The sequence below is a fragment of the Pseudomonas sp. NPDC078700 genome, assembly GCF_044542375.1.
Taxonomy (GTDB): domain Bacteria; phylum Pseudomonadota; class Gammaproteobacteria; order Pseudomonadales; family Pseudomonadaceae; genus Aquipseudomonas.
Window position 1 is genome coordinate 609,113 of sequence record NZ_JBITUI010000002.1, and the last position, 16,162, is coordinate 625,274.

At 56.2% G+C, this 16,162-nt stretch carries 11 protein-coding genes; 7 read left to right on the forward strand and 4 right to left on the reverse strand.

From position 1 onward, the window contains the following. Window positions 1-65 precede the first annotated feature (65 nt). Window positions 66-4,988 carry an alpha-2-macroglobulin family protein gene (locus tag ACIGCM_RS08620; RefSeq protein WP_397501624.1) on the forward strand — a complete coding sequence of 1,641 codons (4,923 nt, stop codon included), beginning with the start codon at window positions 66-68 and terminating at the stop codon, window positions 4,986-4,988. Window positions 4,989-5,034: 46 nt separating this feature from the next. Here ACIGCM_RS08620 and ACIGCM_RS08625 read toward each other — a convergent pair whose 3' ends face one another. After that, the gene (locus ACIGCM_RS08625) at window positions 5,035-5,328 is read right to left on the reverse strand and encodes a hypothetical protein (protein WP_397501625.1); all 294 of its coding nucleotides are present in this window, start codon (window positions 5,326-5,328) and stop codon (window positions 5,035-5,037) included. 206 nt (window positions 5,329-5,534) lie between these two features. Between ACIGCM_RS08625 and pbpC the strand changes: the two genes are divergently transcribed. From pbpC to ACIGCM_RS08655, 6 genes are all read left to right on the forward strand, one after another. Further along, a complete protein-coding gene (gene pbpC / locus ACIGCM_RS08630) occupies window positions 5,535-7,859 on the forward strand; it encodes a peptidoglycan glycosyltransferase PbpC (RefSeq protein ID WP_397501982.1) in 2,325 nt (774 codons plus the stop codon). 277 nt (window positions 7,860-8,136) lie between these two features. Beyond that, complete coding sequence (locus ACIGCM_RS08635) at window positions 8,137-9,021, forward strand: EamA family transporter (RefSeq protein WP_397501983.1); 885 nt, start codon at window positions 8,137-8,139, stop codon at window positions 9,019-9,021. A gap of 229 nt (window positions 9,022-9,250) precedes the next feature. Then, a complete protein-coding gene (locus ACIGCM_RS08640; RefSeq protein WP_397501626.1) occupies window positions 9,251-10,174 on the forward strand; it encodes an ABC transporter substrate-binding protein in 924 nt (307 codons plus the stop codon). After that, a complete protein-coding gene (locus ACIGCM_RS08645) occupies window positions 10,174-11,346 on the forward strand; it encodes an ABC transporter permease (RefSeq protein WP_397501627.1) in 1,173 nt (390 codons plus the stop codon). The genes ACIGCM_RS08640 and ACIGCM_RS08645 overlap by 1 nt, the downstream gene beginning before the upstream one ends. Further along, window positions 11,343-12,293 carry an ABC transporter ATP-binding protein gene (locus ACIGCM_RS08650; protein WP_397501628.1) on the forward strand — a complete coding sequence of 317 codons (951 nt, stop codon included), beginning with the start codon at window positions 11,343-11,345 and terminating at the stop codon, window positions 12,291-12,293. Before ACIGCM_RS08645 ends, ACIGCM_RS08650 begins: the two co-directional genes overlap by 4 nt. Continuing rightward, entirely contained in the window at window positions 12,286-13,029 is a 744-nt protein-coding gene (locus tag ACIGCM_RS08655; protein WP_397501629.1) for an ABC transporter permease, read from the forward strand. The genes ACIGCM_RS08650 and ACIGCM_RS08655 overlap by 8 nt, the downstream gene beginning before the upstream one ends. A gap of 19 nt (window positions 13,030-13,048) precedes the next feature. Here the strand turns inward: ACIGCM_RS08655 and ACIGCM_RS08660 are convergent, their stop codons facing one another. The 3 genes from ACIGCM_RS08660 to ACIGCM_RS08670 form a co-directional block, all read right to left on the reverse strand. Continuing rightward, on the reverse strand, window positions 13,049-13,900 hold the full coding sequence (locus tag ACIGCM_RS08660) for a universal stress protein (protein WP_397501630.1): 852 nt from the start codon (window positions 13,898-13,900) through the stop codon (window positions 13,049-13,051). Window positions 13,901-13,921: 21 nt separating this feature from the next. Then, window positions 13,922-15,409, reverse strand: a complete 1,488-nt coding sequence (locus ACIGCM_RS08665; protein ID WP_397501631.1) for a SulP family inorganic anion transporter — start codon at window positions 15,407-15,409, stop codon at window positions 13,922-13,924. Window positions 15,410-15,575: 166 nt separating this feature from the next. Further along, on the reverse strand, window positions 15,576-16,025 hold the full coding sequence (locus ACIGCM_RS08670; RefSeq protein ID WP_397501632.1) for a DMT family transporter: 450 nt from the start codon (window positions 16,023-16,025) through the stop codon (window positions 15,576-15,578). Window positions 16,026-16,162: the final 137 nt, after the last annotated feature.

Consider the following 16,162-nt stretch of genomic DNA (forward strand, 5'->3'; position numbering starts at 1 on the left):
GTGCGGGTCCTGCCTTCGTCTATAGTGTCTGGTTTTTACGCTCGCCATAAAAAATGGAGTTTGCGATGCGCAACAAAGGAATATTGCTTGGGCTTGTACTGTGTTTGCTCAGCGCTTGTGACTCATCTGATGACGCGGCACAGGTTAGGGCATCGAGTCAGCCGGCCGCTGTGGCGAGCGCGCCAGCGGCCAATAGCCCTGCACAGCCTAAGCCAGCCATTGATCGCGAGGCATTAGCCAAGCGTTATGCGGGACGTGAGCTGACGGTTGTTGATGCGTCCGAAGTTCAGCTCGAGGGTGCCAGCGCCTTGTCTGTGAGCTTTTCTGTGCCACTTGATCCTGAACAGAACTTCGCTGAAAAGCTGCACTTGGTCGATACCAAGACCGGCAAGGTCGATGGTGCTTGGGAGTTGAGCGACAACCTCATGGAGTTGCGCCTGCGTCACCTCGAGCCCCAGCGTAAATTGGTGCTAACCGTTGATGCCGGACTTCGCGGCTTGAATGATGCCGCGCTAAGCGCTGAAAGCATTACTCGTTTGGAAACCCGAGACCTGCAAGCCAGCGTTGGTTTTGCCAGTCGAGGCTCGCTGTTGCCGACGCGCTTGGCTGAAGGTTTGCCGGTCATTGCCTTGAACGTCGACAAGGTTAATGTTGAGTTCTTCCGCATCAAACCTGAGTCGCTGCCCAAGTTCCTCAGTCGTTGGGGACGCAACGCGAATCTTGATACCTGGGATGCACAGTCATTGTTGCCCATGGCGGATCTTGTCTATGGCGGGCGTTTTGATCTGAATCCTGCACGCAACACGCGAGAGACGCTGGTATTGCCGATTACTGGCCTGGAACCCTTCAAGCAACCTGGCGTGTACCTGGCCGTAATGCGTGCGGCAGGCGGTTACAGCTATTCGCAACCTGCGACGCTGTTCAGCCTCAGCGATATTGGCTTGTCTGCGCACCGCTATCACAACCGTCTGGACGTATTCACTCAGGCGCTCGAAGGGGGGGAAGCGCAAGAAGGCATTGACCTTGAATTGCTCGATGCAAAAGGTCAGGTACTGAGCACCGCGAAAACCGACGGCAAGGGCCATGCGCAGATGCCCTTGACCGACAAGGCTGATGTGCTACTGGCCAGCAAGGGCGCGCAAACCAGCCTGTTGCGCGTGAACAGTTCAGCGCTGGATTTAGCCGAGTTTGATATCGCAGGTGCCAAAGCGCATCCGTTGCAGTTCTTTGTGTTCGGCCCGCGTGATTTGTATCGCCCAGGTGAAACAGTGCTACTCAATGCACTGCTGCGTGACGCCGATGGTCGCCCGCTCAAATCGCAGCCGGTGAATGTCGAAGTGCGCCGCCCGGATGAGCAAGTCAGCCGTAAATTTGTCTGGAAGGGCGATGACTCAGGTTTTTATCAGTATCAACTGCAGCTCGCTGAAGAGGCACCAACGGGTCGCTGGCAGTTGGTGCTGGACATGGGCGATGGTTCGCCGCAGCTGTATGAGTTTTCGGTCGAGGATTTCCTGCCAGAGCGTTTGGCGCTGGAGTTAAAGGGCAGTGAACAACCCTTGGAACCGCAGCAGGATGCGCAATTTTCGGTGACCGGGCGTTATCTCTATGGCGCACCTGCGGCGGGCAATCGTATCAGCGGTCAAGTGTATGTGCGGCCATTGCGTGAGGCAGTGAAAAGCCTGCCCGGTTACCAGTTTGGTTCGGTGACTGAAGAGGAGCTCAGTCAAGATATCGAACTCGATGAGCAAAAGCTCGACCCGCAAGGCCAGGCAATCCTCGATGTTGAGTCGCGTTGGTCGCAGATCAAGTCACCCGTGCAATTGATCCTGCAAGCCAGCCTGCAGGAGTCCGGTGGTCGCCCAATCACCCGACGTTTAGAGCAGCCCGTTTGGCCCGCAGAGCGCTTGCCCGCAGTGCGTGGCGTGTTCGACGGCGAAGAGGTCGATTCCGATAGCCAGGTTGAGTTCGAAGTGTTGGTGGCTGATCCTGAGGGTCATAAGCTTGCAGCGGATCAACTCACCGTGCGCTTGATTCGTGAGCGCCGTGATTACTACTGGAATTTCTCCGACAACGATGGCTGGAGCTATCACTACAACGAGAAGTACCTCAACCTCAGTGAAGAAACGCTCAGTGTTGCGGCGGGTGGCACTGCCAAAATCAGTTTCCCTGTGGAGTGGGGCCCGTACCGCGTCGAAGTGCTTGATGCTAAAACCGGCATGCTCAGCAGCCTGCGATTCTGGGCCGGGTATCGTTGGCAAGACAACGCTGATGGCGGCGCAGTGCGGCCTGACCAAGTCAAACTGGCGCTGGATAAACCGGCCTATGCTGACGGCGACACGGCTAAGGTGACAGTCACTGCACCCGCCGCTGGTAAAGGCTACTTGATGGTTGAGTCGAGCGATGGCCCGCTGTGGTGGCAAGAAATTGAAGTGCCCGCTGAAGGCAAAAGCTTTGATATTTCCATCGATAAAGCGTGGGCGCGTCATGATCTGTACATCAGTGCCTTGGTGATCCGCCCCGGCGAACGCGCAACCAATGCCACGCCGAAACGTGCCGTGGGTGTGCTGCATCTACCGTTGCAACGGGCTGAACGCAAATTGCAGGTGAGCCTTGATGCGCGCGAGAAAATTCGCCCGCTGCAGCCGCTGAGCATCAAGGTCAGGGTGCGTAGCGCCGACGGCAGCATTCCCAAGCAAGCACAGGTGCTGGTGGCCGCAGTTGACTCGGGGATTCTCAATATCACCGATTACGCAACGCCAGATCCATTCGCCAATTTCTTCGGCCGCAAGGCTTATGGCGCTGATCAACTGGACGTGTATGGCCAATTGATCGAGGCCGGTCAAGGGCGCCTCGCCAAGCTGGCATTCGGCGGGGATGCCGCGTTGGCCGCAGGCGGTAAGCGCCCAGATACAAGCGTGCTGATTGTCGCGTTGCAAGCCAAGCCCTTGAGTCTGGATGACCAAGGCGAGGGCGTGGTGAATCTGGATATTCCGGACTTCAATGGTGAGCTGCGCTTAATGGCGCAAGCCTGGAGTGCTGATCAGTTCGGCATGGCTGAAGCTAAAACGGTCGTCGCCGCACCACTGGTAGCCGAACTGTCGGCACCACGCTTTATGGCCGGGGGGGATCACACGACCCTGGCGCTTGATCTGACCAACCTCTCGGGGCAAGCGCAAACGCTCAAGGTCAATGTCACGACCAATGGCCAATTGAGCAGTGATTACGCTGAGCAGTCGTTGCAACTCAAGCAGGGCGAGCGCACCACCTTGCATATCCCGGTTGATGCCTTGGGCGGCTACGGCCAAGGTCATATCAAGGTCGCTGTACAAGGGTTGAGTCTGCCGGGTGAGGCGCTTAAACCTTTCAGCCGTGACTGGGACTTAGGGGTTCGTCCAGCGTACCCCGCGCAGGTCAGGCAGTACCGCAGCGTGATCAAAGACCAGCCATGGAGCCTGCCAGAAGGGGCGCTCGATGTCTTTGAGTCCGCCGGTCTTGAGGCCCGCTTAGCGGTTTCGAGTCGCCCACCGCTCAATTTGGGCGAGCAGATTCGTGCACTCAAAGCCTATCCATATGGTTGCCTTGAGCAAACCACCAGCGGTTTGTATCCGTCGTTATATGCCGATGCCAGTACCTTAAAACGCTTGGGCATCACCGGTGAGCCTGCCGAGCAGCGCAAACGTTCCATTGAACTGGGCATTGAGCGTTTGCTGAGCATGCAGCGCTATAACGGCAGCTTTGGCCTGTGGGGGGCTGATAGCCCTGAAGAATACTGGCTGACGGCTTATGTGACAGACTTCCTGTTGCGCGCCCGTGAGCAAGGTTTTGCGGTGCCAGCCGAGGCACTGAAAAAGGCCAGCGAGCGACTGCTGCGTTATGTACAAGAGCGCAATTTGGTCGACGTTGATTACAGCCAGAATGTCGAGCACAGCCGTTTTGCCGTGCAAGCCTACGCTGGTTACGTCCTGGCGCGTAGCCAACAGGCACCGCTGGGGGCTTTGCGCAGCCTGTATGAGCGCCGGGGTGACGCGCGCTCTGGCTTGCCGCTGGTGCAGTTGTCGATTGCCTTGGCAAAGATGGGCGACAAGCCCCGTGCTGACACTGCCCTGGCTGATGGCCTGGCGCGTCACCGAGGGGCCAATAGCTGGTTAGCGGATTACGGCAGCCCACTGCGTGATGATGCGCTCATCCTGGCATTGCTTGAGGAGAACGACTTGGCGGCGAGCAGCCGCGAACAGCGTTTGTTTAACTTGGCTGACGAGGTGGCGAGCAATCAGTGGCTGTCAACGCAGGAGCGTAATGCGCTGTATTTGGCCGGTCGCAATTTGTTGAGCAAGCCCGAGCCTGACTGGAGTGCGGCGCTGCGCAGTGGTGACTTCAACTTCGACCTGAGCAATCAGCAGTCGGGTATCAAGCTCGAAGGCGACGAGCTTGCCACGCCTTTGAGCATCAGTCAGCAAGGTGATGAGGCCTTGTATCAGCAACTGACGCTCTCGGGCTATCCGGCTCAAGCGCCGGTCGCGGGTGGTGAAAACCTGACAATCGAGCGTGATTACCTGGGCATGGATGGCAAGCCGCTGGATCTGAATGATTTGCAAAGCGGTGAGTTAGTGCTGGTGCACCTGACTGTGCGGGCTAAAGACCTGCGCGTACCGGATGCATTGGTGGTTGATCTGCTGCCCGCAGGGTTGGAGCTGGAAAACCAAAATCTGGCGCAAAGCGCAGCGAGTCTGGACGACGCCAGCAGTCAGGTGAAAGAGTGGCGCGACTCGATGCAGAACGCCGGGGTCAAACATCAGGAGTTTCGTGCTGATCGTTATGTGGCGGCGCTGGATGTCAGCCGCTATGAAACCAGCCACTTGCTCTATCTGGCACGGGCGGTAACGCCCGGCAGCTACCGTGTGCCACCACCGCAGGTTGAGTCAATGTATCGGCCAAACTGGCAGGCTTTGGGTACGGCGCCAGCGCGTATGGTGGTTAAGCCGCGTTAATTTAGAGCAGCCCGTCAGTGATGGCGGGCTGCATTGTTTACGAACATTAGGCGATTAAACCGCTCAGCAACCACAAACCCAAAAACGCCCAGATCAAACCGGCAATAATGCCAGCCCGCATAAAGGCGCGAACCGCTTTATAGAGCATCAATAAACCGATGATCAGCACCACAACGCTGAGGATGGAAGGGGTAATGCCAAGGGTTTTCGACATGCCGTTAATAAAACCGCCAATGGCACCGCCAAAGGCGTCGAAAAAACCGCTGAGCGTATCGACTATAAACTTCACTACTGCGCCAAAGGCTTGGCCAAGTGATTCAAAAAATCCCGCTACCTGCATACTGTTATTCCCTTCAATTCCGGGCTCGTCATATCCGAGCCTGAGCAGCGTGATTTGCTCATAATGACCGTCAGTGTGCCATTCATTCGCCGTGGCTGCTGGCGTATTGGTCTGAAAATAACAGTGTCGGGTTCCCCGACAGCGGGTAAATACTTCATACAGTGGATGTTATTTTGATTCGAAATTTGCGTGCACGTTGGCGGCGTATGCCGACCCGCAGGCGTGTGCTCATTGCACTGGGGCCGCTACTCTTGGTGAGCCTATTGACCCTCGATAGGTTGTTTCCCTTGCCTATGCCAGGGGATGACCAGGCGCGAGTGGTGCTCGCCGAGGATGGCACGCCATTGTGGCGCTTTGCTGATGCCGACGGTGTGTGGCGCTACCCGGTGACGATTGATCAGGTTTCGCCCTATTACCTGCAAGCGTTGCTGACCTATGAAGATCGCTGGTTTTATCAGCATCCGGGGGTAAACCCACTGGCTGTGCTGCGTGCCGGTTGGCAAAACGTGCGGGGCGGTCGGGTGGTCTCCGGTGGTAGCACCCTGTCGATGCAAGTGGCGCGAATGCTCGACCCGCACTCGCGGAGTCTGGCGGGCAAGCTCAAGCAGGTTTGGCGTACTGCACAGCTTGAATGGCACTTGTCCAAGGATCAGATCCTCACTCTGTATCTTAATCGCGCGCCATTCGGCGGCACGCTGCAAGGCGTTGCTGCGGCGAGTTGGGCCTACCTTGGCAAAGCGCCAAGCCAAATGACCCGGGCAGAAGCGGCTCTGCTCGCGGTACTGCCTCAGGCACCGAGCCGTCTGCGCCCTGATCGTCACCCACAGCGTGCGCAGGCTGCGCGGGACAAAGTTTTACAGCGCCTTTCAAACTTCGATGTGTGGCCGCAATCTGCGGTTAATGATGCGCTGGAAGAACCCGTGTTGCTGGCACCACGGCAAGCGCCGCGTTTGGCACCGCTACTGGCCAGACGCTTGAATCAACCGGGTAGTCCGGTGTTGATTCACACCACGATTGATGCAGCGCTGCAACGCCGTCTTGAAGATTTATTGATGGGCTGGAAAGCGCGGTTGCCGCAGCACACTTCGGCAGCGATTTTGGTGGCTGAACTGCCAAATATGGCGGTTCGGGCCTATCTGGGGTCGGTCGATCTGGCGGACACCCAGCGCTTCGGTCATGTTGATATGGTCAGTGCCACGCGTTCACCGGGCTCGACCCTCAAACCCTTTTTATATGGCATGGCGCTGGATGCAGGGCTGATTCATTCTGAGTCACTGCTGCAAGATGTGCCGCGCCGTTATGGTGATTATCATCCGGGAAATTTTGCCGCAGATTTCAGCGGCCCTGTGTCGGTTAGCTCGGCATTGGCGCGTTCACTGAATTTGCCAGCCGTGCAATTGCTTGAGGCTTACGGGCCTAAGCGGTTTGCTGGTGAACTGCGCAGTGTCGGTGTGCCGTTGGCATTACCGCCCTTGGCCGAGCCTAATCTATCGCTGATTCTGGGCGGCGCAGGCAGTCGGTTGGATGAACTGGTCAGTGGCTACAGCGCGTTTGCCCGTGGCGGCAAGGTCGCGCATTTGCGCTATCAGCCGCAAGACCCACTGTATGAGCGGCGTTTGTTGTCACCCGGTGCAGCCTGGATTATTCGGCGCATACTCAGTGGTCAAGCGCGGCCTGATACCGATCCCCATGCCGATTTGATTCAGCGCCCCACACTGGCTTGGAAAACCGGCACAAGCTACGGCTTTCGCGATGCCTGGGCGATTGGTGTAGCACCGCGCTACGTGATTGGAGTATGGATTGGCCGTCCAGACGGTACGCCGGTCGCCGGCCAGTTTGGCCTGGCTTCGGCAGCGCCGTTATTGCTGCAGGTGCATGATTTGCTGGTCAACCGCGACAGTCAACGGGGCGCCGCTGTGCCGCGTGATCCGAAACCCGCGAGTGTTGGGGTTGCCGCAATATGTTGGCCATTGGGGCAGCCGCTCGACAACAAAAGTGATAATTGCAGGCGACAGCGCTTTGCCTGGACCTTGGACGGGACGACTCCCCCGACCTTGCAGGCCCAAGAGCAGCCCTTTGGGCTTGGTTTACTTGAGCGTATCTGGCTCAATTCGCAGCAACTGCGTGTTGATGCCAGTTGCCCTGGGGCGATACCCCGTGATGTAGCGCTTTGGCCTGCACCGCTTGAGCCTTGGCTGCCACGCAGTGAACGCCGCGCTGCGCGTTTGCCAGCAATCGATAAAACCTGTGCGCCTCACGCAGCACCAACCGCAGCGCCTCTTTCGATTGTTGGGGTGCGTGACGGTGATCGGCTGCGCCAACCGGCAACCAGTGATCAAGCCTTGCGGCTTGAAATGTCGGCGCTCGGTGGTAGCGGTCGGCGCTGGTGGTTTTTAGACGGCCAGCAGGTCGCCGAAACCACATCAGGTGAATCCTTTGTCCATGTGTTTAAGCGCAGCGGCGAATTTCAGCTAAGCGTGCTTGACGAGAGCGGGCAAACGGCTTTGCTACGCTTCAGCGTGCGGCAGTGAAACCTTATCCGCCATGGGTCATGCAATCTTCCGAATATTTACGGCCGTAATGGTGGGTGAAAAAAGCGTCACCGGCCCTACACATCGACCCGAATATCCTGGTGTGCAATGGCACGCCTAGGGCGGCCAAGCCCCAGCTTGCCCGCCGTGGTTTTAACGGAAAAATGCGTAAGAATCGATTGAGCTGTACAGCCAGAATATTGCCTCACTGTACTGTTCATATATGCGGCGTCAGTGTTTAGATAGCTTCCTAATCTTGTACACCGGAGTGCGCGTGATGACGCCCAGAGATGTATTTTTTGCCCTGCTGGTGATTGTGGTCTGGGGGCTAAACTTTGTGGTGATCAAAGTCGGTCTTGATGGTGTGCCGCCTATGTTATTGGGCGCTTTGCGTTTTACCTTGGCGGCAGTTCCTGCTGTATTTTTTATCAAGCGCCCTGAGATACCCTTGCGCTGGCTAGTTGCTTACGGCATGACCATTTCATTTGGTCAGTTTGCCTTCTTGTTTTCCGCCATGACGGTCGGCATGCCAGCTGGGCTGGCCTCATTGATTTTGCAGTCACAAGCGTTCTTCACCTTAATGTTCGCCGCAATGGTGCTGGGTGAGCGCGTGCGTACCAGCAACTTGCTGGGGCTGGTGGTGGCGGCCGCTGGTTTGCTGTTGATTGGCATGCAAAGCGGTGTTGGTATGACCCTCGCCGGGTTCTTGCTGACTATTTGTGCCGCCGTGATGTGGGCCATGGGCAACATCATCACCAAAAAAGTCGGGCAGATTAATCTGGTCAGTTTGGTGGTCTGGGGCAGTGTGGTTCCGCCGTTGCCATTTTTGGCGATGTCACTGCTTTTTGAGGGCCCGGCGCAAATCGAAACAGCGCTGCGCACCATCAGCTTGTCGTCGATACTGGCCATCGTTTACCTGGCGTTTATCGCCACCATTCTCGGCTACGGCTTGTGGAGCCGCTTGATGTCGCGCTATCCGGCCAGCCAGATCGCGCCGTTCTCTATGCTGGTGCCGGTGATCGGTTTGAGTTCATCAGCCGTGCTGCTTAATGAGCAACTGAGCCATATACAAATGGTCGGTGCCTTATTGGTTATGGCGGGGTTGATCATTAACGTATTTGGTGGCCGGGTATATGGCCGTCTCATTGCGCCGCAGTCCTGACTGAGACGGTGGCCGAAAAAGGCGTCGACCACTCTCCAGGAGCCTAGCCAGGCGCACATTGCTTGGCCATTACTTGGCGCTGGCGAGCGCTCTGCTTTACTCTTATGCCACACACGGATGTCATTAATGGCTGGCGGTGCAATAGGCTCGCCACATGGTCATTGCTACTGGCATCTTTTTGGGCGCGCTGATGACGGCGTCGTATTGAGCAGAATCAGGGCAATAAGAGATGGGCGTATCTTCGCGTTTTAAACAGTTTGTCCAGGGGCTAATGCTGGCGTGTGCGGTTAGCGCTTCGGCTGCCTATGCAGCAAAACCGGTGGTGATTTCATCGAAGATCGACACCGAGGGTTCAATCCTTGGTCAGTTGATTGCGCAGACCCTTGAGAAGGGCGGCGTGCCAGTTAGCCTGCGCCTACAACTGGGTGCTACGAGTATTGTGCGCAAGGCCCTTATTGCCGGTGAGATTGATATCTACCCTGAGTACACCGGTAATGGCGCGTTCTTTTTTGATCGGGCAGACAGCGATGTATGGAAAGACCCGAGCAAGGCCTACAACACTGTAAAAGAGCTCGATTTAGCGGCTAACCAACTGGTTTGGTTGCAGCCAGCCAATGCCAATAATACCTGGGCCATGAGTGTTCGAGGTGATCTGGCGCGTGAACATAACTTGGCCTCGCTGGATGATCTGGCCAAGTACCTGAAGCAAGGTGGTGACTTCAAGTTTGCTGCAAGTGCTGAGTTTGTCGATTCGCCCACCGCCTTGCCGGCCTTTCAAAAAGCCTATGGTTTCACCCTCAAACCTGAGCAGCTTGTCGTACTGTCGGGAGGGAACACCGCTGCGACTTTGCGTGCCGCCGCGTTACAAACCAACGGCGTCAATGCCGCTATGAGCTATGGCACTGACGGGGGCTTGAGTGCCCTCGATCTGGTTGCCCTGACGGACAGCAAAGGCGTGCAACCGGTCTATCAGCCCGCTCCGTTGGTCCGCGCAGAAGTACTCAAGGCATATCCGCAAATTGAAACGTTGCTGGCACCTGTCTTCGCTGCCTTGGATGAAAAAATCCTGCAAAAGCTCAATGCTGATGTGGCGGTCAATGGTGCTGATCCACAGCAGGTTGCGCGCACCTTTCTGGATGGTCTCGGTCATTAATGCCAGCACCCCAGTTGCTTGCGCGTAACCCGGTTGTTGTGACCCTGGCTGTGCTGGCCCTGCTGATCCTATGCCTTGGTGACTTTGCAAGTGTGCAGGCTAATCGAATCGTTCCTGGGAAGGGCTTCAGTTTACTGGCGGGGTTAGGTTGGCCTTGGATGTGTGCAGTGGTTGCCGTTTTGCTGGCAGTCGCGGGGCTGGCGCTGCGGCCGACACGCATTCGCTATTGGCTAATGCTTGCGCTTAGCGGTGCATTGCTGATTCAACTGCCGTTGGCGCTCGCCTGGTTTAGCCTGCTGCACATCGATCCTGAGCAAAACTATGCGCGCGTTGGGCTGGCAGGCAGTTGCTGGGGGTTGCTGTTTATTAGCGTACTGCTGTTGGTTGAATTACAGCAGCGCATTGACGGCGGGCGCTACTGGGTAAAGATCATTGTCGGACTGTTATTCGCTGTGACTTGGCTGCTGATCAGCACGGGGGCGCTGGCACCATTGGCTCTGCTGCGTGAATACCACAGCCGTAGCGCGACGTTCTGGCAATTGTTGTATGGGCACTTGAGTTTGGTGGGTGGCGCTGTGCTAGTGAGCTTGCTGCTTGGCTTTCTACTGGCTTGGCTGATCATTGCTGTCGAGTCGTTGCAGCGCCCGGTTTTTGCCTTGCTTAACTTTTTTCAAACCATTCCAAGCCTGGCGCTGTTTGGCTTGCTCATTGCGCCGCTCAGCTACCTGTCTGCCCATTCGCCGTTGTTGCAACAACTGGGTGTGCGCGGCATCGGTTGGGCCCCGGCACTACTGGCGTTGATCGCATACAGCTTGTTGCCGGTGGTGCGTAACACTTGTGTGGCCTTGCAAAGCGTTGCCGCAGAAGTGATTGAATCTGCACGTGGCATGGGTATGAGCCGCTGGCAAGTGTTTGCCCAAGTGCGCCTGCCATTAGCGCTGCCGGTGATTCTTGAGGGCGTGCGAATTACCACTATACAGGCGATTGGCCTGACTGCAGTGGCTGCCTTGATTGGGGCGAGTGGTTTTGGCAGCTTTATTTTTCAGGGCTTGGGGCAAGGAGCCATGGATCTGGTATTGCTTGGAGCCTTACCGACCATCATCTTGGCGCTACTGGCGGATGCCTTGTTTAGCGGACTGGCTTCACTGACTAAAACGGGAGCGCCTAAATGAAAGGCGAGGCCATGATTGAATTACGCAATGTCAGCCGTCAGTTTGGCGATATCACAGCAGTGGATAACCTGTCGTTGCGCATTGAAAAGGGTGAGATTTGCGTATTTATCGGCACCTCCGGCTGCGGTAAATCCACCACCTTGCGTTTGCTCAATAAGCTGATTGATTGTTCCAGCGGTGAGATATGGGTTGACGGTGAAAATGTCGCGAAGCTCGACAGCGAACTGTTACGCCGCCGTATGGGCTATGCGATTCAGAGCACCGGCTTGTTCCCCCACTGGACGGTGGCGCGCAATATCGGCGTGGTGCCGCGACTGCTGGGTTGGCCGGCCGATAAAATTGAGGCGCGGGTGCGTGAATTACTTGAATTGCTCTCGCTGCCTTACACCGCCTTTGCCGCGAAATTCCCCAGCCAACTTTCCGGTGGTCAGGCCCAGCGTGTCGGTGTTGCTCGAGCACTGGCAGCAGACCCGGATATTCTGTTGATGGATGAGCCCTTCGGTGCGCTCGATCCCATTACCCGTGAGTCGTTGCAAAACGAGTTGCTGCGTATTCAGGCGCATATCCATAAAACGATCGTCTTTGTGACCCACGATATTGATGAGGCCTTGCGTTTGGCCAGTCGCATTGTGGTGATGGATAAAGGCCGGGTTGTTCAATACGACACCCCGCAAAACCTGCTTAATAATCCGGCGAATAGCTTTGTCGAAAATCTCTTGGGGCAAGGCGAACGCGGCCTCAAGCGTGCCAGCTTGCAGCGTGTCGAGCAATTTATGTTGCCACTCAGTGGTGAGCCGCCCAGCTTGGATATCGAAACAGGCAGCAGCTTGCGCCAAGCCTTGTCATTGATGCTTTGGCACCGGGTGGATCAGCTGTGCGTGCGCGGACCTGACTCATCTGCGCAGGGTGTTTTGCCAATCAGCGCAGTCCTGCACAGCCATGAGTAAGCAACTCAAGACTTGGCGAGGGCCGCTGTTCTGGCTGGGGTTACTGGCATTAACCGTGTTTGGCATGGGTCAGTTAGAGGGTTTTTTTCGCGAGTTGGCACCGGCTGCACGGGAAGTGATTTACCACCGTGAGAGCTTCGCCCAACTGCTGCTCAATCACCTCTTTGTAGTCGCTATCGCTGCGTTTGTTTCTGTTGTGATTGGCGTTTTGGCAGGGGTGATGGTGACACGCAAATGGGGACGGGATTTCTTGCCGCTGGTGAGTCAGGTCGCATCAATTGGACAAACCTTTCCACCCGTTGCAGTACTGGCACTGTCGGTGCCGTTACTCGGATTTGGCAATCTGCCGACTATTTTTGCGCTGATGCTTTATGGCTTGCTACCCGTGCTGCGCAATACCTTGGCAGGGTTGCAAGGCTTGCCAGCATCCGCGTTGGAGGCCGCTCGCGGAATTGGTATGTCGCCGCTGCAAGTCTTGCTGCAAGTCGAGCTACCACTGGCCAGCCCGGTGATACTGGCAGGTATCCGCACCTCTGTGACCGTCACCATCGCCACGGCGGCGATTGGCTCCACCATTGGTGCCAGCACCTTGGGTAACCCGGTGATTGCCGGGCTGGTCAACGGCAACACCGCTTATGTTTTGCAGGGGGCTGTGCTGATTGGTTTGTTGGCCATTTGTATCGACAGCACTTTTGAGCGCCTGCAGCATGGTTTGGCTATACGTTACGGCCGTTGAGTTTTAGCCGAAGCTGAACTCAACGTAAAATCAGTAACGGGCAGATACTCGAAGCGATCAATTGACTGGTGGTACTGCCGAGTAACAACTGACGAATACGCGAATGGCCATACGCGCCCATCACCAGCAGATCGACTTTATGCTGCAGTTGATAAGTCCGAATCGACGGCTCCACATCTGCCTCACGCCAGGCGATGGTGACTTCGCCAGCCGAAGTGTTAATCACCTGTGCCGCTTCATTCAGCAAGGCGTCACAGGCTGTACGATCGCTGCCAACCATCAATAAATGGCAGTGCAAACCTTGCAGTAACGGGCTGCTTGCAACCATCTGCAAGGCCTTGCGAGCAGTGAAGCTGCCATCATAGGCAAACAAATAACTTTGTGGCGCAAGGAAGTCACCGCAGGTGATCAACGCAGGGCGCTGCACTGTGCGGATAACATTCTCTAACTGGCTGCCAACGTGCTCTGAGACGTTATCGTTGGTGGCGCTGTGGCGACCGATAACCAGTAAGCGAATGCTTTCCTCAAACGCTGCGAGGCTTTCAACCAAGCTGCCATGGCGTTGACGCATAAGGGGCGCACTAATGCCTGCCTGAATGGCACGTGCTTGCGCCGTTTCGAGGATTAAATGGCTTTGTTCCAGCGCCCGTTTACTGTGCTGTTGGTCAACACTTGCCAGTTCTTCAAGCAGGTGCTCGCGAGTGCCAAGGCCGATGATGCCGCTCAAGTCACTGCGCTGGGGGTACTGCGTCTTATCCAAAACATGCAGAAGCGTCAGTGAAGTTTGCAGGCGCTGACTTGCCCATACAGCGTAATCACAAACAGCAGATGCGGTGGTTGAACCATCGATGCAGGCGAGTACTTCTGACATGGGCACATCCTTATTTAGTCTTTAATGACCTATCAAGCTGTCAGCGGCTTCGGGTTTGTCGTGCACACCAAAGCGATCGACAATTGTGGCACTGGCTTCATTCAAGCCTAGCACTATGACTTCTGCACCCTCACGGCGCAGTTTGAGTACGACTTTATCCAGCGCAGCCACAGCGGTGATATCCCAGAAGTGGGCACGCGTCAGGTCAATCGTGACCTTATCAATCGCTTCTTTAAAATCAAAGGCATCAGTGAACTTGCTCGATGAGGAAAAGAACACCTGACCTACGACTAAATAAGTGCGGTGGGTGGCCGCGTTGTCCACTTCGGATTCGATGTACAGGAAGTGACCAATCTTATTGGCGAAAAACATGGCCGCCAGTAACACGCCGACCAATACGCCATAGGCCAGGTTGTGGGTGAACACCACAACCGTCACGGTGGCGAGCATGACTATATTGGTCGACAAGGGGTAGTGCTTGAGGTTGCGGATCGAATCCCAACTGAAGGTGCCGATGGAGACCATGATCATCACCGCAACCAATGCCGCCATCGGAATCTTGCTGACCCAGTCGCTTAAAAACACCACCATGATCAGCAGCACCACACCGGCAATCAGCGTGGACAGGCGACCACGGCCCCCGGATTTAACATTGATTACCGATTGGCCGATCATCGCGCAACCGGCCATGCCGCCGAGCAGGCTGGACGCGATATTGGCCACGCCCTGGCCTTTGCATTCGCGATTTTTATCGCTGCTGGTGTCGGTCAGGTCATCAACGATAGTGGCGGTCATCATCGACTCAAGCAGACCCACCACGGCCATTGCGGCCGAGTACGGGAAGATGATCGCCAAGGTGTCGAAGTTGAGTGGCACATCCGGCCAGAGGAAGATTGGCAGAGTGTCAGGCAGTTCGCCCATATCGCCCACTGTGCGAATGTCGAGACCCAGCGCAACAGCCACTGCGGTTAACGACAAGATGCATACCAGCGGTGAAGGAATCACTTTGCCAATTACCGGCACATAGGGGAACAGGTAAATGATGCCAAGCCCAGCCGCCGTCATGGCGTATACATGCCACGTGACGTTGGTGAGTTCAGGCAATTGCGCCATGAATATCAAGATCGCCAGGGCGTTAACAAAACCCGTGACCACCGAGCGCGAGACAAAGCGCATCAACGAGCCCAGTTTGAGGTAGCCAGCACCGATTTGGAGAACGCCACAGAGCAAGGATGCCGCCAACAAGTATTGCAGGCCGTGATCTTTGACCAAGGTCACCATCAGCAGTGCCATGGCACCCGTGGCGGCGGAAATCATACCGGGGCGACCGCCAACAAAGGCAATGACCACCGCAATACAGAATGAGGCGTAGAGGCCGACTTTGGGGTCGACGCCAGCAATGATCGAGAAGGCGATCGCCTCAGGAATCAAGGCAAGAGCAACCACGAGACCAGCGAGAATGTCGCCGCGTAAGTTGAACAGCCAGGTGTTTTTCAATGATTGCAGCATGACAAATTCCAGTGAGGCGCGTGCCCGAGGCTGTGTAGCGAGGGGCTGATATGACGAATGCATTCCAGTTCAGCGGGCAGCAAAGCGGCGCGCCGAGCAGAGGGAGGCTTTAAGTTTGGTCGGCAAAATAACACACATGCCGTTACATTCAGAGCGTTCCCGACCTTCAGCCGCGGCGAATAAGCCAGATTCCGGCGACAATCAACAGCAAGCCGCCAATCTTTCCGGCGCTGATAGGTGCCTCTTTAAAACCGGCCCAGCCGAAATGATCCAGGGTAACAGCCATGGTCAGTTGCCCGGCAATTACCAAGGCCATAAACAACACGGCACCTACGCGCGGGCCTGCAAATGCAGCGGTTGCAATAAACATTACGCCGAGCATGCCGCCGCACCAGTGCCACCATGTCAGGCCTTTAAGTGCGCTAAGTGAAGGGACTTCTCGTTGGACCAATACCAGCAGTAACAAGGCCGTGGTTCCCACGGCGAACGAAATCAGCGATGCGGCCAGCACACTGGATACCTGCTTGGCCAACTGGCCATTGATACCGGCTTGTAGTGGTAGACAAGCGCCTGCGACAAAAGGCAGGGCGAGTAACCACCAGATCGGAGCGGGCATGGGGTAATTCCTTTGGCGAGGGCAGCGCATTATGCCGCAAAGATACGGCTGAAAAACCACCGTGCGAACTTTATTAACCCAACGATGGGCAGGACGCAACTAGTCACGTCAGCTGGAAATATAAGAAATTCCAAGCT